We start from the raw sequence: 24178 nt of genomic DNA on the forward strand, positions 1-24178 counted from the left end.
GCATCATGGGTCAATGCGAAATTTTCTTTTCGTTGTGCTGTCGCTGGCTTGCTGCATTGCATCGGCGCGGGAAGTCACCAGCCTGAACGAGAACTGGCTTTTCCAAAAAGGCGAAATTGATAACGCCCAGCAGCCCGCCCTGGAGACTTCATCATGGCAGAAGGTCTCGCTTCCGCACTCATGGGGTTGGGAGGAGGCACAACGGGGATCCAACTATTATCGCGCTCCGGGATGGTATCGCCGATTCCTCGACATCGTTCCAGCGCGAGGCAAACGCTACTTTGTTCGTTTCGGCGCCGCAGGTTCCGTTGCGGACGTGTACCTGAACGGACGCCACCTTGGTCATCACCGCGGCGCGTTCGGTTCGTTTTGTTTTGAGATCACGCGAGCCTTGACCAACAGCGGCCCGAACATTCTCGCAGTTCGCGTAAGCAATGCCGTCGAGCACGATATAGCCCCTTTGAGCGGCGATTTTTGCGTGTTCGGCGGTCTTTATCGCGGCGCGAACCTGATCGAAACTTCCGATGTGAATGTGACGCCCACGGACCACGGGTCGCCGGGGGTGGCGTGGCTGCAAACCAAGGTCGGCGGCGACGAAGCGATTCTCGATGTCACTGCGCAGGTCTCAAATGGAACTCGCAACAACCGGCCGATCACATTTTCCGCAATCGTTCTCGATCACAATGGAAAACGTGTTGCGGCTGCGGAAAAGCAAGTGACGCTTGTCCCGGGCGTCACGGTTCCGTTGTCGATCCGCGTGAACGTTCCAAACCCGCACCTGTGGAATGGCGTCAAGGACCCTTACCTTTACCGCGCAATAATCGAACTCCGTTCCTCCGACGGAGTAGTTGATTCCGTGGAACAACCGCTCGGGTTGCGGCATTACTCGCTCGACAAGGACAAGGGCTTCTTCCTCAACGGCAAGCCCTATCACCTTCATGGCGTCAACCGGCATCAGGATCGGTTCAACAAAGGTTGGGCATTGTCGGTTGAGGATGAGAAGGAGGATCTCGGACTCATCCTGGAACTGGGCGCGAATGTGGTTCGTTGCGCGCATTACCAGCACAGTGAAAGTTTTTACAGTTTGTGTGACAAGGCAGGATTGCTGGTGTGGGCGGAAATCCCGCAGGTCGACCGCATTGGCACCGATCCGCGCTTTCCGGAAACCTCGCGCAATCAACTCACCGATCTCATACGTCAAAACATCAACCATCCATCGATCTTCGCCTGGAGCCTTTACAACGAACTCCGGCCGAACAATCCCGATCCGCACCGATTGCTGCAGGATCTGCATCATTTTGCAAAGGCTGAGGATCCGACCCGGCCAACGATTGCCGCGACTTGCACGGAACGGCTGCCTCAGATGAACACCATCACGGATTGGCTGGGTTGGAACATTTATCCCGGCTGGTACCAGGATTGGGAGCCGCTGGAGCTTTTCGGCAAGGTGATCGATGATCGTCGTTGGACGGCGCGGGAGGGGAGTTTCTGCATGAGCGAGTACGGCGCAGGCGCCAACGTGGAACAGCACGAACAGAATCCAAAACCTCCGATCGCGAACGGACAATGGCATCCAGAAGAATACCAGAACGTCTTCCACGAACACGCATGGGCGGAGTTGAAGGCGCGTCCGTACGTGTGGGGAACGTTCGTATGGGCGATGTTCGACTTCACGAGCTACTGGCGAAAGGAGGGCGGGGTTTTAGGCAGGAATGACAAGGGTCTCGTGACTGGCGACCGCAAGGTTAAGAAAGACGCGTTTTACTTTTACAAGGCGAACTGGACGGAGGAGCCGATGGTCTATATCACGAGCCGCCGTTTCACGGAACGCACGAATGCGGTCACTGACGTTAAGGTCTATTCAAACGCGAGATCGGTGGAGTTGCTGGTCAATGGCCGCGCCGCCGGAAACCGCTCGGACGCGACGAATGCTGTATTCGTGTGGAAGGCAGTCCAGTTGAATCCGGGTGAGAATCGGATTCAGGCCCGGGGCGCGGGAGTGCAGGATGAAGTGAGCTGGAACCTGCAGGCACCGTAGCGCCAGTCGCAACGCCCTGTTGCCGATTCCGGCGCGGCATGAGTCCGTTCGATCCGTGGGATCTGCGAGCGAGCGAAAATGGATCACCGTTTGTTCCGCTGATGCATGAGACAGTGCAGCGCACCATCCGTAACCACGGCCGCAGAATCCCGCTCTGGATGGCGAACGCCTGATTCCCAAAATCCACCTATGAATCGGTTTTTCAGTTTCCTCCTGCTTCTTGCCTGCGGTTTTTCTGCAGCGGCTGAGGAGTTCCATGTTTATTTCGGCACCTACACCAGGGGAGAAAGCCGCGGCATCTACCGCTCACGATTCGATTCCAAGGAAGGCACCCTGACATCGCCGGAGCTCGCGGCAGAGATTCAGAATCCAAGTTTTCTTGCAATGCATCCGTCCGCGAAAACCCTGTATGCAGCGGGAGAGCTCGACTCCGGCGGGTCGGTCACCGCCTTTTCAGTGAACGCCACGTCGGGCGCCTTGACGCGGCTCAATCAGGAGAGTTCGGGCGGAAGAGGGCCGTGTCATGTTTCCATCAATCATGCAGGGACGGCGGCTCTCGTCGCAAACTACGGCGGAGGCAGCATTTCGTTGTTGCCGCTGCGCCCCGACGGAACCATCGCACCCGCCAGTTCGACGATTCAGCATAATGGATCGAGTGTGCATTCCCGCCAAGCGGCTGCACACGCGCATTTCATCACAGCCTCGCCAGATGATCGATTTGCGCACGTCTGTGACCTGGGTCTGGATCAAATCGTGTCATACAGCTTCCGGGCTGCGTCGAACAGCGATCCCATTCAACTGTCCTCTACCGCTGTCCAAAGGGCGAGAACGAAACCGGGCGCAGGACCGCGTCATCTCGCGTTTTCCCCGGACGGGAAGTGCGTCTATGTGATCAACGAACTGAATAACACGGTGTCAGTTTTCCATTACGATTCATCCAACGGGGCGATGTCTGAAGTGCAAAGCATCTCCAGCCTTCCGGAATCGTTCACAAGCGAGAGCACAGCGGCTGGAATCGCGGTTCATCCATCCGGGAAATTTGTGTATGCATCCAACCGCGGGCACGACAGCATCGCCGTATTCGCGGTTGAGCCTGCAGGCAAGCTGCGATTCGTTGCGCATCAAACGGCCGGAATTCGAACGCCGCGACATTTTGTGGTCGATCCGACCGGGCATTGGATGCTGGTGGAAAATCAGTCTGGGAATTCGGTTGTGGTGTTCGGGATTGATCTGGCGACGGGAACGTTGAAACGTTCGAGCAATTCAATGGCAGTCGCCTCTCCGGTTTGCGCGGTGTTCGTTCGTTGCGAATAATCCAGATGAAACCTTTATGAACAAAAAGTTCCTCCCCGCATTGATTCTCTGCGGCGCTGTTTGCCTGAATAATGGCTGCCAATCGCCGCGTGACGGCGCCAGGGGTGAAGCGCCAATCCTGCTTCCATTGACTGGCGACCGGGCCGTGCATGACCCCGTCCTCATTCGCGAGAAGGATCAATATTTTCTGTTCTCGACGGGAGGCGGACCGCGCGGGGACATCATTCCGATTCGGTGCTCAACGAACCTGCTCCATTGGGAACGCTGCGGCAGCGTTTTTGAAAGGTTGCCCGAATGGGCGACGAACGAAATCGCGCGCGCGCGCGGCTCCTGGGCCCCTGACATCTCCTTCTACAACGGGAAATATCATCTTTATTATTCGCTCTCGAGCTTCGGTGTGAACGAATCTGCAATCGGTCTGGCGGTGAACCAGACGCTTGATCGCAACGACCCACGCTACCGATGGATCGATCAGGGACTTGTCATCCGTTCACGGCCCGGGGTCACTGATTTCAATGCGATTGATCCAAACCTGGTTCTTGATGGACGACGTGCATGGCTCTGCTGGGGAAGTTTTTGGGGCGGCATTATGATGCGCGAGATCGATCCAAAGACGGGGAAGGCGTCATCGAGCAATACCAATCTTTACGTCCTGGCGAGCCGCCCGCGCGTCGAAGAACACAAGACGCCGCCGGTGGAGGGCGCAATCGAGTCGCCTACTATCATCAAGCGCGGCGGTTTCTGGTACTTGTTTGCGTCGTACGATTTCTGCTGTCGCGGAACCAACAGCACTTACAACGTGAAGGTTGGCCGCTCGCGCAAGGTGACGGGACCCTACGTGGATCGCGACGGCAGGCGTCTGGCTGACGATGGCGGCACGCCTGTGATCGAAGCCCAATCGGAAAAGTGGGCCGGGGCGGGACACCAAACGTTCTTTAGTGACAAGGGCAAGGATTACCTGGTGTTCCATGCCTACAATCGCACCAACGGTCAGTCGCGCCTGCAGATCTCAACCGTTGTCTGGGAAAACGGCTGGCCGAAGGCGGCCAGCCGTTGATTCGTCCGCGCGCGGGCGGGGTTCAACCCTTGGACATCTCAGCCATCTTGCCGCATTCTTCCTTCATGCGGCGTTCCATTTCGTGCGGAGGCACGTCCTCGACGTGGGTCATCAGCGACCATTGATGCCCAAACGGATCTTCAAATGTTCCCGCGCGATCGCCCCAGAATTTATTTTCGACAGGGTATCTCACGGTTCCTCCTGCCTTGATGGCCTTCTCAAAAGCCTGATCGACATTCTCAACGTAAACCGCAAAGCACACGGTGGTGGCCTTCACGGTTGTGGGCGATGTATTCATCCCAGGGAACTCGTCCGCTACCATGATTATGGAATCGCCAATGACGAGTTCGGCGTGGCCGACAGTTTTGCCGTCCGGTCCAGGTAATCGGAACCGTTCGGTGGCGCCGAGCGCCCGTTTGTAGAACTCAATGGCTTCGGAGGCGCCCTTGATCGCAAGGTATGGAGTGACAGAGTGAAAGCCCTTGGGAATAGGATTTGGTTTCGATTGCATAGGATGCTCATTCATACGTTGGCGAGTGGAATGTCGAATCCTCGTCATGTTTGCCGGGGTCGTCAAGCGATGCAAAACGGCTGATTCGCCGTGGACAAAAGTTTACGCCGTAGGCTCATTGCGGAATTCTGCTCATCACCCGGAATATTCCGCATTGCCCGCGGCCGAACTTTGCCCTTTGAACTGCTTTGGCAGGTTGTGCTACCTTCCGCCCCCTTGTGGATATCGCCAAAGAAATTCAGAAACGACGCACGTTCGCCATCATCTCACATCCTGATGCCGGCAAGACCACGCTGACGGAGAAGTTGCTGTTGTACGGCGGCGCGGTGCAGTTGGCGGGTTCCGTGACCGCGCGCAAGAATCAGCGCGCCACGACGTCCGACTGGATGGAACTCGAAAAGAAGCGCGGCATTTCAATCAGCTCCACGGTCCTGCAGTTCGAATACAACGGGTATCGCATCAACCTTCTCGATACCCCCGGACACAAAGATTTTTCCGAGGACACGTACCGCGTGCTGACGGCAGTGGATTCGGTGGTGATGGTGATTGATTCCGCGAAAGGCATCGAACCGCAGACACGCAAGCTCTTCGAGGTCTGCCGCCAGCGCGGAGTGCCGATCTTCACGTTCATGAACAAGTGTGATCGCCCGATGAAGAACCCCCTTGAGCTGATCGATGAACTCGAGCGGGTGCTGGGGATTGGCGCATTTCCGGTAAACTGGCCAATCGGGAACGGCTTTGAATTTCAGGGCATTTATGATCGGCAAACAAAGCAGTTTCACCTGTTCGAACGAACGGTTGGAGGAATGCATCGTGCGCCCGTTTCAGTGGGCGGCATTGAAGACGCGGAAATCCGCGATCGATTGAGCGACGAAACCTTTCGCAAAACCGTTGAGGAGCTCGAGATGCTCGAAATGGCGGGACACGGATTTGACGAAGCTGCCGTGCTGGCTGGGAAAACAACGCCCGTGTTCTTCGGCAGCGGCGTCAACAACTTTGGTGTGCAGCTGTTGCTGGATGGATTCTTAAAGCATTCGCCACCGCCCAAGCCGCGTGTCATGGCGGGTATCGAAGTTTCACCGGAAAATCCCGCCTTCTCCGGTTTTATCTTCAAGATCCAGGCAAACATGGATCCGCGTCACAGGGATCGCATTGCGTTCATTCGCGTTTGTTCCGGCAAATTTGAACGCGACATGACCGTGCATCATTCGCGTTCCGAGAAGAAGGTTCGCCTTTCGAGTTCGCACAAGATTTTCGGCAACGAACGGGAAACCGTGGATGAGGCATTTCCCGGCGATGTAATTGGTCTCGTCGGCCATGACAGCTTTGGCATCGGCGACACGCTGACAACGGATCCGAGCATCAGCTACAAGGAGATTCCGCGGTTTACTCCCGAGGCGTTTGCCTATCTGCACAATCCCAACACAGCCAAATACAAACAGTTTCGACAGGGCCTTGAGCAACTGCTTCAGGAGGGCGTGATCCAGGCCCTGTACGTGCGTGACTCGGGCCAAAAAATCCCGCTCCTCGCCGCCGTCGGACCTTTGCAATTCGAGGTGGTGCAGTATCGGCTGGAAAGCGAATACGGGGCCGAATCGCGGTTAGAATCCGCCCCCTGGACGGTTGTGCGATGGCTGCCCACGGATATCAACGAGGAGCGACTCGATCAACTGTCACTGCCGACTGGGGCGCGACTGGCGTACGACATGGGCAAAAATCCAGTGGTGCTGTTTCAAAATGACTGGTCCGCGAATTATTTTAGCGATACGAACAAGGGGGTTGAGCTTTCGGCACAGCCGGTGCAGACCGCACGCGAGAGTTGACCATCGGAGAGGGTGACCCACGGTTGGCAGAATCGGGGGTATCGGAATCGCATTTCGAATCACGATTTTCTTCGCCGAGTGTTTCGTCGGCTTCAACTCGACCTTGAATACCCATTTGAGTCAATTGACCCCATGGTTGCGGGTGTTAGAGTGTCAGGCTGATTCGTGCTGAAACGATGGTGTTGCTGAGAGTTGGGCCGGTTTCATTCGCGGTTTGTGGAGGGAACTTCCTTCGCGGCTGGTCGGTGGTGCCGTTCTTCCTTCACTCGGGCTCGTCCATTCCGGGTCGAGGCTTCCTGTATTTCGGCATCGCTCCTTAAAACATTTATGAACAGTTCACACTTGAAACGGTTTGGCTTTCTAAGCGCAATCATCGGCGCCGGCGTGGCGACAGCGCCCGCGGCGGACATCTCTCTGACGGCGAACGACCCATTTGGAGAGTCGTCCTTCAACACATCGGGGACATGGCAGAATGCCGCGCCTCCCAGTCCTGGAAATGATTACTTCACCGGCAACTTCCGCATGCGCACCCCCGCGGATGGAAATAGTTACACGTTCGGTGGCAATTCGCTCGCCGCTAACAATACTCCTGCGGCCGACGCTTCGGCTGGGATAGGATACAAAGGATTGGGAACGAACGGCGTCCTTACGGCAAACTGGGTGCTCGATGGGGGACAGATTTATCACCTGAACGGGGTCACCGATCTCTTCCAGCTCGCGGGAACCTTGACCATCACTCCCAATGGCGGTGAGTTGTGGGCAAAGCAGGGTGATCTTCTCGTGCTGGCGCCCATCACTGGCGCAGGCCCTCTGACCATTCCAGCCACCGATGCTCCTGCTGAAACAGGGGCGCGATTCGTGAACCTGCGCGGGAACAACTCTGGTTACACAGGCGTGATCACGCTCATTGGAAAGCTGAGTGTGATTGCAGAAGAGAATCTCGGCGGCAACCCGTCAACGCTCGTGCCGAACCAACTTGCGTTCGAAGGCGGCATTCTCAGCACCACCAATACATTCACCATCGATGACGCCAATCGCGGGCTCAATGTCGGAGCCAGCGGCACGATCAATGTGAGCAACCCCGACACGAATACTGTTTCGGTTCTCACCATATCCAGCCCCCTTTCGGGCTTTGGTGGGTTAACGAAGACGGGCAATGGAACGCTGGCGCTTTCCGGCGCGAACAACGAGTTCTTTGGCGGGGTGACGGTTTCCGCAGGGCGGCTCAACCTTCAAAGTCCAACGGCCCTCGGTTTCGGAACGCTCACGTTGAACGCTGGTGCGCTTTTGGACAATGCCAGCGGCGGAGACATAACGCTGGTTAACAACAATCCGCAAACATGGACCGGTAACTTCTCCTTTGTTGGAACTCGCAACCTCGACATGGGGACCGGAGGTGCCGCCCTGAACGCCAATGTCGCGGTGACGGTATCGAACCAGACACTCACAGTCGGCGCCATCACTGATGATGGCGGCTTGCGCAGCCTCACGAAGCAAGGTCCCGGCACTCTGGCTATCAACGGCGGAGCGTTCTACGGCGGCAGCACGTTCGTGAACGAAGGTGTTCTGTCCCTGATCGGGAACGTCTTCATCAGCAGCCCGGTTGTTAACATCGCATCCAACGCGGTGTTGAACGTGGGCGGGAGCGGCCTGCTTCTGAACAGCGGCCAGGTCCTCACTGGCGGCGGGACTGTCAACGGAACTGTTTCCGACAGCGCAGGTGCCACAATCGATCCTGGAGCGGGAATCGGGACGCTCGCTGTAAATGGAAATCTCACGTTGAACGGCGGAACCGTGAATTTTCAACTGAGCGGCGCCACCACACCAGGCGCCGGCGTTAATGACCTCGTAACAGTTTCCGGCCAGTTGAATGCCGCGGGTCCAGCCACCGTGAATGTTATCGGCACCCCGGCTGTGGGCACTTACACGTTATTTGATTACGGAACGTTCTCTGGAAACCTGGCCAATCTGACGGTGCCGCCTGGTTTCGCGCTAAATAACAACGTCGCAGCGGGAACTATTGAACTCGTCGTGACCCATGTGCCCCAGGCACTGACCTGGCAGGGTGACGGAACTGCAAACGTGTGGGACCTCGGGATTACCCCTAACTTTCGACTGAATGGAACTCCGCAGCCGTTCTTTACTGGGGACGCGGTGACGTTTGACAATACGGGGTCCGGCGTTCCGCCGGTCAACCTGGCCGGGGATCTCTCACCGTCGTCGGTCGTGGTGAACAGCTCGCAAAACTATACGTTCACGGGTGGCGGCCTGCTGACCGGCAGCCTGACAAAGAGCGGAACGGGAACACTCGTCCTGGATAACACAAATTCCTATACCGGCGCCACGGTGATCAATGGCGGCATCCTGCAACTCGGCGATCCCGCGGGAATGTATGCGGGTGCGGCAGGAACACTGGGCCGCGGGCCTGTGACAAACAATGCGCTGCTGGCTATCAACCGCGTCGGCACCCTGACGATCACCAATTCAATCGTCGGTTCGGGCAGTCTCTCGAACTTTGCTGGAAGCACGGTATTGTCCGGAAGCAACAGTTACACGGGCGTCACGGTGATCAGCGGCGGTTCGGTCCAGGTGGCGCACAACGCAGCGCTTGGCGCAACGAATGGCGCCACGATTGTGCAAGGGAGCGGCCAATTGAATGCCTTTAATGCGCGCGCGATCGATGAAAACATTGTCCTCAATCCAGCGGACACAACCACCATGGCACTGCGCAACGGTGGAAATCAGGTCTTTACGATCAATGGCACCGTCGCGTTGAACAGTGACACTGCCGTCCAGGTCGACGGCGGTTCCACAATGGTGTTCTCGAACCAGGTCAGCGGCCCTGGCGCTCTGATCAAAAATGTAAGTGGAACCCTTACGCTGGCGGGCTCGAACACGTTCAGTGGCGGTCTTTCCATCAACTCCGGGACGTTGATCCTTGCCAATAATAATGCGCTCGGCAACTCGCAGGTAACGCTCACGAGCACGACGGGCGGCCCGGGCCTTAGCGGCACGCGCGTCACTCTGTCCGGCGGCGTGACCATTCCCGCAACGAAGTCGCTCACGTTGCCGTCTTCCGGTTCCGGAACCGTTCGTTCGGCACTCGTCGGCACGGGCGCTGGCGTGACGAATGTCTGGAGCGGGCCCATCACCTTGACTGGCGATTCCGACCCAGGCAACCAGGTCGGCTTTGGAGTTGATGCGAACTCGACCTTTGTGATCAGTGGGAACGTCACAGCGGACGCAAGCTTCCCTGGAAAGATTAACATTCGAGGGAACGGCACGGGCACCGGCATCCTATCTGGAACTGTTGCCCTGGCACCCGAAGGCCAGATCCAGGTGGACGACGGTGCCACGTGGGTCATCGCCTCGACAGGCAACACTTGGGGCACCAGCCGCATCGTGAACGGCACCCTGCGATTGGGAGCGAACAACGCGTTGCCGACGGCGTCCGTGATCACCGACAATTCGCGATTCGACCTTGCAGGCTTCAACCAAGCGATTGCAGGTCTCAGCGCGGGTGTGGCGATCACCAACAGCAGCCTGGTTGCGGATTCCACGTTGACCTACGCGACTCCGAATCAATCGACCTTCACCGGTTCAGTTCGAGACGGAGCACGCAGGTTGAACCTGACGATCGCGTCAGGAAATCTCACGCTTACAAGTACGAACACGTTGAATGCTCCACGATCGACCGTCACTGTGAACAGTGGCGCAGTGTTGCAATTGGATTATGTCGGAACGAACCGGGTGGCTGCGCTCGTGTTGAACGGTGTGAGCCAGCCGGTTGGGTTCTACAGCAGTGCGAACAGCGGCCCGTTCGTTGGCGGCACGGGCGTCATTCAGGTCGCGAACCCAGTTCCGACTATTCCCACCACCCTGGGCTTCAGCCGGATGGGCAACAGCCTGATGCTCAACTGGCCGGCTGAATACGCAGGCTGGATACTGCAGGCTCAAACCAACAGCTTGAGCACGGGGTTGGCGACGAATTGGGTCGATGTCGCGGGCAGCGCCGCGATGACGTCGACCAACATTGTGATCGACCCCGCCGCGCCTGCCGCCTTTTTTCGGCTCCGCGCTCCGTAATCGTGCTTCGAACTCACAACCGCCGCAGGCAAACTGCGGCGGTTTTTTGTTTCCAGCGAGGCGTTGAACCACCGGAACGAAATTTCCCGGCTTCCCTTTTGCGGTTGCGCAAAACACAATCCCGCGGCGATTCAACGACTCACATGCATGAGCACTAGCAAACCTATCTATATTGGCACCGACGGCGGCGCTACGACATCCAAGGTGAATGGCGTCTGGGAAAACGGTGAGGCAATCTCGACTAAACTGCTCCAACGGCCCACCAATTCACAGAACGGGCCCGATGCTGTCATCGCGAGCTGGATTGAATCCATCGGCATTTTTCTGCAACAGAATGGGCTGAGTTGGGATCAGGTGCGCGGGGCGGGGCTGGCCATTCCGGGGCCGTACCTCGGGTACGGCATTCTGGACAAATCCGCGAACCTGCCAGCGAGCTTTGCCGGGTGGGACGTTCACACGGCTTACAGCAAGGCGCTCGCGCAAGCCGCGGGACGCGATGTGCCGCTGATCGTTGGCAACGACGGAAACTTCGGCGGAGTGGGGGAGGCGCGTTATGCGCGTGGCGATTCGAGGGCGTCAGTCCTGATGCTGATGCCGGGTTCAGGCTTGGGCTGCGCTTACATTGATCAGAATGGCCTCCCGCTCGACGGCGATACCCTGGCGGGCATGGAGGCTGGCCACATGCCTGCGCCGCTGCACTTGTTGGGCGTCAAGCCATTCACGTGCGGTTGCGGCAAGGATTGGGGTTGTATCGAAGCCTACACAACGATCTCCGGGTTGCCTCAACTTCTCGCCGAGAAATTGCCAGCGCATCCGAGTCACGAACTCGCAACTGCTCCGGGAACCGCCAAGGAAAAAGCGCTGTCGCTTCGCAGCAGGGCACAGAAGGGCGATCCGCTCGCCCTCGACATTTTTGATTTTCAGGCACGGGCAATGGGTCTCCACATCGCCAATCTTGCGATGGCTCTCGATCCCGGAATTGTTGTTATCGGCGGCGGACTGATGGATCCCGAGGCGACGACGCCGGATTTTCGCGAACGATACCTGCGCAAGATGCGCGAGGCCGCGGAGCCATACATCTGGGCACAGCAACGAAAGACCCTTCGGATTGTGCCGGCTGTATTGGGGGATTTGTCGCAAGCTATCGGGGCTGCGTTGGTGGCTTTGTATCGGGAAAAGCCGTGATAAACCCAGTCCCGATTTGCGTCGCGCGCGCGGCAAGCTAGGCTATCCGGAATGTCCCAGGTCATTTCTGCCACAGATATTGTTGTTCGTTACCACGACCGTGCCGTGCTCAATGGTGCGACACTGGGAATCCAAGAGGGTGAGCGCATCGGCCTGGTTGGTCGAAATGGATCGGGAAAGACAACGTTCCTGAAGCTTCTTGCCGGTTTGCTTGAACCCGATTCCGGCGAAGTGAGCCGCCGACGCGATCTCGTTATCAGTTACCTTTCCCAGGATTTCACATTGGATCCTGCGCTCGATGTCCGCGGAAACGTACGGTCCGGTGCTCGCCACGTCTTGGATTTGATAGATGAATTCGAGTCGCTTCCGGCGGATTCCAGCCGTCATGAGCAGCTGGAACATCGCATTCACGCGCTGGAAGGGTGGACCCTCGATTCTCGCATCGAAACTGCGCTCGCGCACTTGAACTGCCCTGACGGCGAGCGCTCTATTTCATCTCTTTCGGGTGGTGAAAAAAGGCGGGTGGCCCTCGCGCGGGCAATCGTTTCGCGCCCTGATTTCCTCATCCTTGACGAGCCGACGAACCATCTGGATCCGGAGTCGATCGAATGGGTGGCGGAATTTCTGGAAGGGTTTTCCGGGACATTTCTCGTCGTGACCCATGATCGTTACTTTCTGGACGAGGTGGTCAACCGCATGGTGGAGCTGAGCGACGGCAGATTCTTTTGGCACGAGGGAAATTATACCGATTATCTGCTCGCCAAAGCGGAGCGTCAGGCGGCAGACGCAACGCTGGAGCACAAGCGGCAGATGTTTCTGAAGAAGGAGCTCGAGTGGGTGCGCACTGGCCCGCGAGCGCAGCGTTCCAAGGCGAAGAATCGTTTCGAGCGCTATTACGAGGTGGCTGCGCAGGGCGGGCCTGCGGCTGACGAAGAAGTTGAACTGGTAATTCCGCCACCCCCGCCACTGGGGAATCGCACCGTCGAGTTGTCAAACCTTGGCATGACTCTTGGCGAACGACGGTTGTTCAGCGGGTTTAATTTCACGTTTGAGAATGGGCAGCGAATCGGGGTCTGTGGACGCAATGGGCTGGGTAAGACGACGCTTCTGAGAATCATCATCGGCCAGCTTCAACCTACTGAAGGAACCGTAAAGATCGGCCAGTTGACGCGGTTCAATTATGTGGACCAGGGCCGATTGCAGTTGAATGACGAGCGCACCGTGCTGGATGAGCTCGCCGACGGGAGCGAGTTTGTTCAATGGGGTGAGTCGAAACTATCGCTCCGCGCGTACTTGAAGCGCTTTCTCTTTGCTGATGACCGGATCAGCATGCAGGTGAAGCATCTGAGCGGAGGAGAACGCAGCAGATTATTGCTCGCGCGAATTTTGAAGAGCGGCGGCAACTTTTTGATCCTGGATGAACCGACCAACGATCTCGACCTGCCGACATTGCGGGTGCTCGAGGAAGCGCTGATCGCTTTCCCGGGAGTTGTCTGTGTTGTCAGTCACGACCGTTATTTTCTGAATCGCGTCTGCACCGACATTCTCGCCTTTGAAGGAGATGAGCGAATTTGCCACAGCGTGGGAGATTACGATTACTACGCTGAAAAGAAGAAGCGCGCGCAAGCTTCAGCGGGGCGTCAAAGCGCGGCAATTATTTCGACCAACAAGACGACTGCGAGCGCGGCCGCGGCGTCTGGCAAGGCATCACGACCTCGAAAGCTCTCATTCAAGGAAAGTCGCGAGTTGGAGCAGATGGAATCCCGGGTTCTCGCCGCGGAGGAAGACATCAAGCGGATAGAAACCCTCTTCGCCTCTCCGGAATTCCACCGCACTCATGCAGCGGAAACACCGCGGCTGCTCGCGGAGCTGGCGGCCAACAAGGAGAAGCTGAATCAGTTATACGGCCGCTGGCAGGAGTTGGAGGCGGTCAGGGCAGCCTGGACCGCCAATGGGGACTGAAAGGAATCAAATCCGTTGCCTGTGGTTGAGGACCCTTCGCGCGTGCATTCGACCGGCGGTCGATCTGTAGAAAAGCTGACTGCCGCTGGCCGTCAGCGAACCAGTCGCAGCGCGATTTGCTTGTCGATTTCAGCCGCAAGTTCAATATCCGAGCCGCCGCTTGATGTGCGGGTTTGGACAGCCAGGCCGGTGACCTGGGGTTCCACCTGCTCGATGCGCACCCAAACCGTCCGCTGGTTTACCTTGCCTTCAACCGTGCGGATGATATTGCCAATGGCGTTGGTTTGACCGTAAACGATGCCTTCGTTCACAAGGGTCCCGTTGTAGGCAACGACTTCCTTTGCGGCCTGAAATACCTGGTCGGCGGGCCGCTCGTATCGCGACTCAATGCGGTCTTTCACAAAAGGAACCGCGGCTGTTTTTCGGCCAGTCACGGTTTCCACGCAACCTGTTGCGATGATTGCTGCGCCCAAGACGCCCGCGAGAAATCGAATATTCATGCGTGCATGCAAACACATCCCAGAAGTGCGTCAAGTGGATAGATGCCTCCGGCGGCTCGACATTCCCCGTGGCAGATGCCATTTTAATTCTGTGGAAAAACTTGAACAACTTCGCGCCTTGTTGCGGTCGTACGGATCCTGCCTGGTAGCGTACTCCGGCGGTGTGGACTCCGTGTTTCTGGCGAAGGTCGCTCGCGAGGTGCTGGGCGACAAATCGCTTGCTGCCATTGCAGACTCGCCCAGTCTCCCGCGCCGGGAATTGCAGGAAGCTCTTGAGTTGGGAATCCGTTTTGACTTCCCCGTCCGAGTAATCCGAACCAACGAGTTTGAGAATCCCAGTTATACCGCGAATCCCGACAACCGGTGTTACTTCTGCAAACACGAGTTATTCACGGAGCTTGTTCCACTCGCCCGAACAGAAAATTTTGCTGTGATCGCATACGGGGAGAACGCCAGCGACGTTGGGGATTATCGCCCCGGCGCGCAGGCTGCCAAGGAGTTTGAGATTCGCGCGCCGTTGAAAGAAGCAGGTTTGACGAAAACTGAAATTCGCGAATTTTCGGCCCAGCTCGGACTGCCCACCGCGGACAAGCCGCAAATGGCTTGCCTCAGCTCCCGCATCCCCTACGGTCAGGTGGTGACGCCTGAGAAGCTGCACATGATTGAGGCCGCCGAAAACGTGCTCCGGGATCTCGGATTTTACGACGTCAGGGTAAGACATCACGAACTTCCGTCTCCGAATATCTCTGGTGCGCCAGCAGTGCAGGCACCGAAAAAAGCCATGTATCTCGCGCGCATTGAAGTCGGGCAGGCGGAGCTGGCTAAATTCCTGCAGGGACAGGCATCGATCGTCGCGGCCAAGCTCATGGAGTTGGGTTACGCTCACGTGACGCTGGACCTGCAAGGGTATCGCCGCGGAAGTTTGAACCAACAATTGCCGGCGGCCGCGGAACTGAAATCGGCTGCCAAGTGACGTTGCAGCGCAACTTTATTCCAACGTGAGCGTTTAATCAGGATTGCTATGCCCCAGTTCTCTTACAAGGCCCGACGGCGGTCGGGCGAAATGGTTGAGGGCGTCTTGGACGTCGTCGATCGGCCCGCTGCGGTGATGCAGATCGAGCGGCTTGGGTTGTTTCCGATCGCCATTGAGACCGCGAAGGGAACCCCAGGGCACATGGCTTCAAAGAGCGGAGCGCGGATCAATCTCTCGTCGCTTCTCCCCGCCTCGATGAGGGATTCGCTAACGCGGCAACGAAAGCCGAAGCTTCAGGAGTTGGCGACCTTCACTCAACAGATGGCGAATCTGCTCAATTCGGGAATGCCATTGACGGTGGCTCTCCACAGCATGAGCCACCTGGAATCGAAAGGCATTCCCAAGTCGGTGAGCAAGGATTTGCGGCAGGAGGTCATGGAGGGACGCGGCCTTTCCGATGCTATGGCGAAGCAGCCTGTTATCTTTTCCGACCTCTATATCAACATGGTGCGGGCCGGAGAATCGAGTGGCGCGCTGGTCGATGTATTGCGCCGGATGGCAGCGCACTTTCAACAGTTCGCGGAGGTTCAATCGAAGTTCCTTTCGGCGATGATCTACCCTGCGCTTGTTTGCGGGGTGGGAATTCTGATGATCGGATTTTTTGTTGTTTTCATGCTTCCGCGGTTCATGGAAATGTTCGAGGGGTTTGAGGTCGAACTGCCGTTGCCCACTCGAATGCTGATTGGCTTCAGTCACGCGGTCACAACCTTCTGGTGGCTCGTCCTGCTCGGCTCGGCCGCGTTGGCGATCATGATAGGCAAGTTCCGGAACAGCGCGTCCGGAAAGCGCAAAATAGACGAGTGGAAGATGAAGCTGCCGGTATTCGGCAAGGTGGTTCGCCTGAATTTGTTCGGCCAATTCGCCCGCACCCTCTCAACGCTGCTGCACAACGGCGTTCCAGTGCTGACGGCTTTGCGGATCACGGAACAAGTGATGCCCAATCACATCATCAAGGAGGCCGTGGCGAAAGCTCGAGAAGAGGTAACGGACGGAAAGACCTTGGCTCAACCGCTGGCGCGAAGCCGCATTTTTCCTCAGCTCATGGTCGACCTGGTGAAAATTGGGGAGGAGACAGGCGATGTGCCGGGCGCCTTGTCGAACATCGCTGATACCTACGAAAGCGAACTGCAAGTCAGCCTTCGTGCCATGACAAACCTCATCGAACCGGTGTTGATCATCCTGATGGCGGTCGTCGTTGGGTTCCTCCTGATCAGCGTGCTTTTACCCATGTTCAAGCTGATCTCCAGCATCAGCGAAAGCGCCGGCCGATGAACCTGCGTCACCATATCGGCACTTCCGTGGCGCAACGGATCGGTGGTCCTTACAAGGCGTTCACTTTGATCGAGATCATGGTGGTCGTCGCGATCATCGGCATGATTATGGCGGCGGGCGTTCCGACGTTCTACAACGCACTGCGGAAGGAAGGCTTTCGCAAAACGGTCAGCGATATCCAGGAGGTGTGTGAGTCTGCGCGACGCCAGGCGATTCTCCAAAGCCGCATGACCGAAGTGGTGTTTCATCCGCAGGAGGGAACCTGTCATGTTGTCGGAGGAGGCACATCTCGCAGTGCGCGGATTGAGGCGGCGCGGATCGAAATGCTGGACATTAACCTGCGGGAATACCGTGATGCTGAGGTTGCTCGGGTCCGCTTTTATCCAAACGGCACAAGCGACGAACTGACCTTGATCCTGCAATCGGACGAGCACCAGTGGAGAAAGATCTCCGTCGAGCTTACGACTGCAATGGTTTCAGTCGACAGCGATCCAAATAAATGGCGATGAATACCGTGACGCATCATTCGGCTTCAAGCGCCGGCACCCGCGCTTTTACGTTGCTCGAGGTGATGATTGCGTCAGGAATTCTCTTCGTCTGTCTCTTCGCCGTGCTTGGACTTCTTGCGAACACATTGCGGAATGCACGCGCACTTCAAAAAGTGAGAGCAGATGCATCGATGCTCGCGGCGCAATTGTCGCTGACGAACAAGCTGACGGAAGGCGTCGATAGTGGGGATTTTCGTGATTTGGGAGACAACTACCGCGACTTGAACTGGCGCACCGAAACATTCCTTGCAGAAACCAACGGGCTTTTTGCGGTCGACCTGAGTGTCTTCCGCCGCAGCGGCAACACGCCGGAATCGCGAATGACAATCCTCCTTTACCGCCCCGAATCCACGATGACACCGGCAGGGGGGGCGCCGCGTCGATGAAACACTTGGCTTCACGAAAATACAGCGGGTTCACGCTGCTGGAAGTGATGGTGTCTTTGTTCCTTTTGACTCTGGTGATTGCGTCGGTTTACTCGAGTTGGAATGCGGTGGTGAAAGGTTCCAGGGTCGGATTGCAGGCGGCGGCGGAAGTGCAGCGCTCCCGAATAGCGTTGCGCACGATCGAGGACGCGTTGAGTTCCGCCCGCATGTTTACGGCAGACGCCCAGGCGTATGCTTTTGAGGGCCAGGGCGGCAACAAAGCTTACCTCAGTTTCGTGGCGAGTGTGCCGTATTCGTTCCCGCGGGGTTCCAAATTTGGAGATTTCACAGTGAGGCGCGTCAGCTTTGGCCTTGAAGCTGCGCCCGATTCCGAACGGCAGCTTGTCCTGCGGCAAACCCCGCCATTAATGGAGATGGATATCGACGAGGAGAACCATCCCGTGATCCTCGCAAAATCCGTTCATGCACTCGAATTTGCATTCTGGGATCGGCGTAATGGCGAGTGGCTCGAGGAATGGACGCAAACAAACCAGTTGCCGGCCATGGTTCGGATTACCCTCGAATTCAGTAAGAATGGCAAGCGTTCTGAACCATTGACCCGAATTGTGTCGCTTCCATCGATCGCGGTTCCCCCCAACTGGCAACGGCCGGGACCACAGCAACAACCCATACAATGAAATCGCAGCGAGGAAGCCAATCGCGACGGGGGATTGCCCTGATCATCGTGATGGTGGCGATATTCGTTTTGTCCGTTCTGATCGGAGCTTTCGCCTACAGCATGAAGGTGGAGACGAAGCTCGCGATGAACGCGAATCAGGAGTCAGACCTGATATGGTTGGGACGTTCCGGCGTTGAGTTCGCCCGCTGGGTGTTGGTCCAGCAAACCGCGGTCCCGGGCGAGCCGTATGATGCATTGAATCAAAAATGGGCGGGCGGGACGGGAACGCTCGCTGCATCGAACAGTCCACTCGCTGCGGTTTCTCTTCAAAATTATCAGATCGGTGACGGAACAGTCTCGATACGGATCACGGATAATGAGAGGAAATTCAATATCAACCAGGCGAACGAACAGATCTTGCAGCGGGTATTAACGGCCGTTGGCGTTGATGCTGGCGAAATTCCCGCAATCACTGCTTCGATCATTGACTGGATTGATCCCGACGACGTCACGCACGTGAATGGTGCGGAAAGCGATCACTACGAAAGCCTGGTGCCTCCGTATTCTGCCAAGAATCGTCCGATGGATGACCTCTCTGAATTGCTTCTGGTGCGGGGCGTCACCCTGGACATGTACTGGGGATCAGCCTCATCAAATCATATTGTGGCTGCATTTCAACCGGTGGACCGCTGGGGCCGCCCGATGGAGGCGCCGGTTTATCCGATGGGTTTTGTTGATGTGTTCACGCCCCTTTCGAACGGTCGCATTAACGTGAACACAGCTTCTGCGCAGACCTTGCAGATCATTCCGTTGGTCGATGAAAGCGGTGCGGCGCAGATTGTTCAGCAAAGAGCCGGACCTGATGGCGTGGATGGGACCGAGGACGACTTGCCATTTCGCAGTCCGGGTGAGGCCGGAATGATTGTGAACCAGGCCGTGGCGCAACAATGCACCCAATTTGGAACAGTCCGCAGCAGTGTGTTCGAGGTGGTCGTTGAAGCAACGCTCGGAAACTATCGGAAAACCTTTCATGCAACACTTGCCCGGACGCCACCGCGCGACGTTCAGATCCTGAGTTTTCGATGGGAGTAGTCGTAAAAAAGGCCAGTATTTATTGGGGTTTTACACTGCGCAAAAAATCTCCCGGAATTTTTTAAAAATCGCTTGCACCCGTTCGGAGGTCAGGTATTGTGTTGCCGTTCTTCGCAACGGAAACGAGTGAGCGACAGCGAAGCGAACGAAGGTTCGAAAGAACAAAAAGTTCGAAAAAACTCGTTGACAGTTGCGGCGGCTGAAGTAATCTAAAGCCGCAATAAACGAAGGTCTGAGAGGCCGAGTTGAAAAGAGAAAATAACCGGCTCTCAGGTTTTTTGTCCCCAGGATGGGGAATTTGAGCGAAACGCTCGCAGATTTTGAGTGGAAACACTCGCTGCTCATTGAAAATTGAATTGTGCGATAAGTGAGAGCCCCTTCACTGGGAGTTGTTAGTAACTCACAGTGAGGAGTTTTAAAATTGTAATTCGTCCGATTAATCATCGGACAGGAATTAAACTAACGTTTTTCAACGGAGAGTTTGATTCTGGCTCAGAACGAACGCTGGCGGCGTGGATAAGACATGCAAGTCGAACGCTGATCACAGGGTAGCAATATTCTGTGGTCGGAGTGGCGCAAGGGTGCGTAACACGTGGGCAATCTGCCGTGAAGTCTGGAATAACTTGCTGAAAGGCGAGCTAATGCCGGATGTGAAAATTGGGGGGCATCTTCCGATTTTCAAAGTTGGGGACCGCAAGGCCTAACGCTTCACGATGAACCCGCGGCCTATCAGCTAGTTGGTGAGGTAACGGCTCACCAAGGCTAAGACGGGTAGCTGGTCTGAGAGGACGACCAGCCACACTGGAACTGAGACACGGTCCAGACACCTACGGGTGGCAGCAGTCGAGAATTTTTCACAATGGGGGAAACCCTGATGGAGCGACGCCGCGTGGGGGATGAATGGCTTCGGCCCGTAAACCCCTGTCATTTGCGAACAATGCTTACGACCTAACATGTCGTGAGTTGATAGTAGCGAAAGAGGAAGGGACGGCTAACTCTGTGCCAGCAGCCGCGGTAATACAGAGGTCCCAAGCGTTGTTCGGATTCACTGGGCGTAAAGGGTGCGTAGGTGGTCGGGTAAGTCTGATGTGAAATCTCCGAGCTCAACTCGGAAATGGCATTGGATACTATTCGGCTGGAGGATTGGAGGGGGGACTGGAATACTTGGTGTAGCAGTGAAATGCGTAGATATCAAGTGGAACACCAGTGGCGAAGGCGAGTCCCTGGACAATTCCTGACACTGAGGCACGAAAGCTAGGGGAGCAAACAGGATTAGATACCCTGGTAGTCCTAGCTGTAAACGGTGCATATTTGCTGTAAAAGGAATCGACCCCTTTTGTGGCGTAGCAAACGCGTTAAATATGCCGCCTGGGAAGTACGGTCGCAAGATTAAAACTCAAAGAAATTGACGGGGGCCTGCACAAGCGGTGGAGTATGTGGCTTAATTCGATGCAACGCGAAGAACCTTACCTGGCCTTGACATGCAAGTAGTAGAACCATGAAAGTGGGACGAGGTAGCAATACCAGCTTGCACAGGTGCTGCATGGCTGTCGTCAGCTCGTGTCGTGAGATGTTGGGTTAAGTCCCGCAACGAGCGCAACCCCTGTGTCCTGTTGCCACCCCTTAATTGGGAGCACTCTGGACAGACTGCCTCGCTTCAACGAGGAGGAAGGTGGGGATGACGTCAAGTCAGTATGGCCCTTACGGCCAGGGCTGCACACGTACTACAATGCCCGGCACAAAGGGAAGCAAGACCGCAAGGTGGAGCAAATCCCCAAAAACCGGGCCCAGTTCAGATTGCTGTCTGCAACTCGACAGCATGAAGCTGGAATCGCTAGTAATGGCGCATCAGCTACGGCGCCGTGAATACGTTCCCAGGCCTTGTACACACCGCCCGTCACATCATGAAAGCCGTTTGTACCCGAAGTCGCCCCTCAAAAGGTGCCGAAGGTATGGATGGTGATTGGGATGAAGTCGTAACAAGGTAGCCGTAGGGGAACCTGCGGCTGGATCACCTCCTTTCTAAGGAGAAACCACGGGTCTCGGATCATAACGAGACTTCCGAGGTCGAACGATTCGAAAGAATCGGATAGGTTCAATACCTTATCGCACAGTTCAGTTTTCCGATGAGCAGTCATGCTCTTTGGCAAGTGGTAGAGATCGAACTCGACCGTTAATTTGGAATTTCAGATCACAACTGAAATTCGATGGCGGGGCTGTAGCTCAGTTGGTAGAGCGGTAGCTTTGCAAGCTATAGGTCAGGAGTTCGAATCTCCTCAGCTCCACCAGCCTTCGCTCGCAGCGAAGCAAGAGCGATGCTGTCACACCGGCGCAAATGCGGCGGAGGACGGTTGAGCACACACCGAAGTAAACGGCTGCGGGCTACGGCTCGGCCAGCCGGATTTTCCGGGCGTGTAGCTCAGTTGGTTAGAGCATGCGCTTGATAAGCGCAGGGTCACTGGTTCAAATCCAGTCACGCCCACCACTTCGTCGAAATCGATTCGACACCACTTGCAGAACAAGCCATTCATAGTAGATTCGGAGCCGATTTCGATTCCGATTCGAAATGATTCAATTTTACCGGAATGGCAAACGCGGGTGAAAGCCTGCCTTTCCAATTCGGGAAGTTCTTTGACATCTACACATAGGTAAATTCTAGGGCAAATACAGTTCGCTGAGTTTCTGTTCATTCCGGAAGGGATGACAGGTAAACTTTTGTGATCAAGCTACTAAGGGCTTATGGTGAATGCCTTGGTGCCAAGAGGCGATGAAGGACGTAGTAAGTTGCGATAAGCCACGGGGAGCCGCAAGCAGGCTTTGATCCGTGGATCTCCGAATGGGACAACCCAGCCAGTTTAACCACTGGTTATCGACCGGATGAATTCATAGTCCGGCGAAGCGACACGCGGTGAAGTGAAACATCTCAGTAACCGCAGGAAAAGAAAATGAAATGATTCCGTAAGTAGTGGCGAGCGAAAGCGGAAAAGCCTAAACCGGGAGGACTTGTCCTGCCGGGGTTGTGGGACCTCAATGTGACAGGTGGAGAGTTAGCAGAACGATCTGGAAAGTTCGGCCATAGACCGTGACAGCCGGGTATGCGAAAACTCAAAGCCGTCTAGAGGCATCCCAAGTAATGCGGTGCACGTGAAACTCTGCATGAATCTGTCCCGACCACGGGATAAGGCTAAATACTCCTTGGCAACCGATAGTGAACTAGTACCGCGAGGGAAAGGTGAAAAGAACCCCTGTTAGGGGAGTGAAATAGTTCCTGAAACCATATGCCTACAATGTGTTGGAGCCACGCAAGTGGTGACAGCTTGCCTTTTGCATAATGAGTCTGCGAGTTATTGTCAGTGGCCAGCCTAAGTTGTTTTGCAACGGAGGCGAAGGGAAACCGAGTGCCAATAGCGCGACCAAGTCGCTGGCAATAGACCCGAAGCGGAGGTGATCTACTCTTGAGCAGGTTGAAGCTGCAGTAACATGCAGTGGAGGACCGAACTCGTGGATGTTGAAAAATCCTGAGATGACTTGAGAGTAGGAGCGAAAGACTAATCAAACCCCGTGATAGCTGGTTCTCTCCGAAATCGCTTGAGGGCGAGTGTTGAGCAAGTACCCAGCGGAGGTAGAGCACTGAATGGCTTAGGGGCCCCACCAGGCTGCCAAAACCAATCAAACTCCGAATTCCGCCGGTCCCATTATCTCAGCAATCAGGCTATGAGTGATAAGATCCATGGCCGAGAGGGCAACAGCCCAGACCATCAGCTAAGGTGCCTAAATGTGATTAAGTGGAAAGGATGTGACGTTGCTTAGACAGTGAGGATGTTGGCTTAGAGGCAGCCATCATTTAAACAGTGCGTAATAGCTGACTCATCGAGCGATGTCGCGCCGAAAATGATTGGCGATTAAATCACATACCGAAGCTATGGATTGAGTTCCGATTCGTCGGGATTCAGTGGTAGGAGAGCGTAATCAGTGCTGCGAAGCAGAACGGAAACGGACTGTGGAGCGCTGATTAGTGAGAATGCAGACACGAGTAGCGATAAACCAGATGAGAATTCTGGTCGCCGTAAACCCAAGGTTTCCTGGGCCAGGTTCGTCCTCCCAGGGTTAGCCGGGAGCTAAGATGAGGCCGTAAGGCGTAATCGATGCACAGCAGGTTAAATATTCCTGCGCCCGGCAGGGTTAAGGCTGCGAGTGACGCATGGGAAGACATCAATTAGACAATCGAATGTCGAGCCTAGGGGCAACCCGAAGCGTATTGGTGGGTTCCTGTGCCGAGAAAAGCTTGCAGTTGTTCCCCTGCTGGCCCGTACCGTAAACCGACACAGGTGGGTGAGTGTAAGCGCACTCAGGCGCGCGAGAGAGACCTCTCTAAGGAACTCGGCACATTAGCCTCGTAACTTCGGGAGAAGAGGTGCCCACTTCGGTGGGTCTCAGTAAATTGCGTTTAGCGACTGTTTAACAAAAACACAGCACTCTGCAAAGTCGTCAAGACGACGTATAGGGTGTGACACGTGACCAATGCGGAAAGATCAAACTATTGGGTTAGCCGCAAGGCGAAGCTCGGTAGCCAAGTCCCCGTGAATGTCGGCCGTAACTATAACGGTCCTAAGGTAGCGAAATTCCTTGTCGGGTAAGTTCCGACCTGCACGAATCGTGTAACGACTGAACGACTGTCTCGGAGAGGATCTCGGCGAAACTGTAACGGCGGTG

Annotated in this window: 15 protein-coding genes, 2 tRNA genes and 2 rRNA genes; 17 read left to right on the forward strand and 2 right to left on the reverse strand. The window is 56.0% G+C overall.

Annotated elements, in window-relative coordinates; genetic code table 11:
* Positions 1–13: 13 nt before the first annotated feature.
* From VEH04_18110 to VEH04_18120, 3 genes are all read left to right on the forward strand, one after another.
* Entirely contained in the window at positions 14–2038 is a 2025-nt protein-coding gene (locus tag VEH04_18110) for a glycoside hydrolase family 2 TIM barrel-domain containing protein (GenBank protein HYG24692.1), read from the forward strand.
* A 189-nt stretch (positions 2039–2227) separates the two neighbouring features.
* On the forward strand, positions 2228–3352 hold the full coding sequence (locus VEH04_18115; protein ID HYG24693.1) for a lactonase family protein: 1125 nt from the start codon (positions 2228–2230) through the stop codon (positions 3350–3352).
* A gap of 16 nt (positions 3353–3368) precedes the next feature.
* A complete protein-coding gene (locus VEH04_18120; GenBank protein HYG24694.1) occupies positions 3369–4409 on the forward strand; it encodes an arabinan endo-1,5-alpha-L-arabinosidase in 1041 nt (346 codons plus the stop codon).
* Between the two features lie 22 nt (positions 4410–4431).
* Here the strand turns inward: VEH04_18120 and VEH04_18125 are convergent, their stop codons facing one another.
* Positions 4432–4920 (reverse strand): VOC family protein, encoded by a 489-nt coding sequence (locus tag VEH04_18125; protein ID HYG24695.1) that lies wholly within the window; start codon positions 4918–4920, stop codon positions 4432–4434.
* A 218-nt stretch (positions 4921–5138) separates the two neighbouring features.
* Between VEH04_18125 and VEH04_18130 the strand changes: the two genes are divergently transcribed.
* The 4 genes from VEH04_18130 (at position 5139) to VEH04_18145 (ending at position 13976) form a co-directional block, all read left to right on the forward strand.
* Complete coding sequence (locus VEH04_18130; protein HYG24696.1) at positions 5139–6743, forward strand: peptide chain release factor 3; 1605 nt, start codon at positions 5139–5141, stop codon at positions 6741–6743.
* A gap of 327 nt (positions 6744–7070) precedes the next feature.
* Positions 7071–10829: an autotransporter-associated beta strand repeat-containing protein gene (locus VEH04_18135; protein ID HYG24697.1), complete on the forward strand. Its 3759-nt coding sequence runs from the start codon at positions 7071–7073 to the stop codon at positions 10827–10829.
* 147 nt (positions 10830–10976) lie between these two features.
* A complete protein-coding gene (locus VEH04_18140) occupies positions 10977–12014 on the forward strand; it encodes an ROK family protein (protein ID HYG24698.1) in 1038 nt (345 codons plus the stop codon).
* Positions 12015–12065: 51 nt separating this feature from the next.
* Positions 12066–13976: an ABC-F family ATP-binding cassette domain-containing protein gene (locus tag VEH04_18145; protein ID HYG24699.1), complete on the forward strand. Its 1911-nt coding sequence runs from the start codon at positions 12066–12068 to the stop codon at positions 13974–13976.
* 92 nt (positions 13977–14068) lie between these two features.
* Here the strand turns inward: VEH04_18145 and VEH04_18150 are convergent, their stop codons facing one another.
* Complete coding sequence (locus tag VEH04_18150; protein HYG24700.1) at positions 14069–14476, reverse strand: hypothetical protein; 408 nt, start codon at positions 14474–14476, stop codon at positions 14069–14071.
* Between the two features lie 91 nt (positions 14477–14567).
* Between VEH04_18150 and larE the strand changes: the two genes are divergently transcribed.
* The 10 genes from larE to VEH04_18200 form a co-directional block, all read left to right on the forward strand.
* Positions 14568–15449 (forward strand): ATP-dependent sacrificial sulfur transferase LarE, encoded by an 882-nt coding sequence (gene larE, locus VEH04_18155; protein ID HYG24701.1) that lies wholly within the window; start codon positions 14568–14570, stop codon positions 15447–15449.
* A gap of 48 nt (positions 15450–15497) precedes the next feature.
* The gene (locus VEH04_18160) at positions 15498–16781 is read left to right on the forward strand and encodes a type II secretion system F family protein (GenBank protein ID HYG24702.1); all 1284 of its coding nucleotides are present in this window, start codon (positions 15498–15500) and stop codon (positions 16779–16781) included.
* A complete protein-coding gene (locus tag VEH04_18165) occupies positions 16778–17290 on the forward strand; it encodes a type II secretion system protein (protein ID HYG24703.1) in 513 nt (170 codons plus the stop codon). Before VEH04_18160 ends, VEH04_18165 begins: the two co-directional genes overlap by 4 nt.
* Positions 17287–17715 carry a hypothetical protein gene (locus VEH04_18170; protein ID HYG24704.1) on the forward strand — a complete coding sequence of 143 codons (429 nt, stop codon included), beginning with the start codon at positions 17287–17289 and terminating at the stop codon, positions 17713–17715. The genes VEH04_18165 and VEH04_18170 overlap by 4 nt, the downstream gene beginning before the upstream one ends.
* Positions 17716–17720: 5 nt before the next feature.
* Positions 17721–18392 (forward strand): prepilin-type N-terminal cleavage/methylation domain-containing protein, encoded by a 672-nt coding sequence (locus VEH04_18175; protein HYG24705.1) that lies wholly within the window; start codon positions 17721–17723, stop codon positions 18390–18392.
* Positions 18389–19465 carry a general secretion pathway protein GspK gene (locus tag VEH04_18180; GenBank protein HYG24706.1) on the forward strand — a complete coding sequence of 359 codons (1077 nt, stop codon included), beginning with the start codon at positions 18389–18391 and terminating at the stop codon, positions 19463–19465. Before VEH04_18175 ends, VEH04_18180 begins: the two co-directional genes overlap by 4 nt.
* Positions 19466–19934: 469 nt before the next feature.
* Positions 19935–21487 (forward strand): 16S ribosomal RNA (locus VEH04_18185).
* 190 nt (positions 21488–21677) lie between these two features.
* Positions 21678–21753: transfer RNA gene (locus tag VEH04_18190), tRNA-Ala, on the forward strand.
* 120 nt (positions 21754–21873) lie between these two features.
* Positions 21874–21950 (forward strand) — tRNA-Ile (locus VEH04_18195).
* Between the two features lie 234 nt (positions 21951–22184).
* A 23S ribosomal RNA gene (locus tag VEH04_18200) occupies positions 22185–24178 on the forward strand; the annotation flags it as partial.

The sequence above is a fragment of the Verrucomicrobiia bacterium genome (assembly GCA_035629175.1).
Classification (GTDB): Bacteria; Verrucomicrobiota; Verrucomicrobiia; order Limisphaerales; family DASXHY01; genus DASXHY01.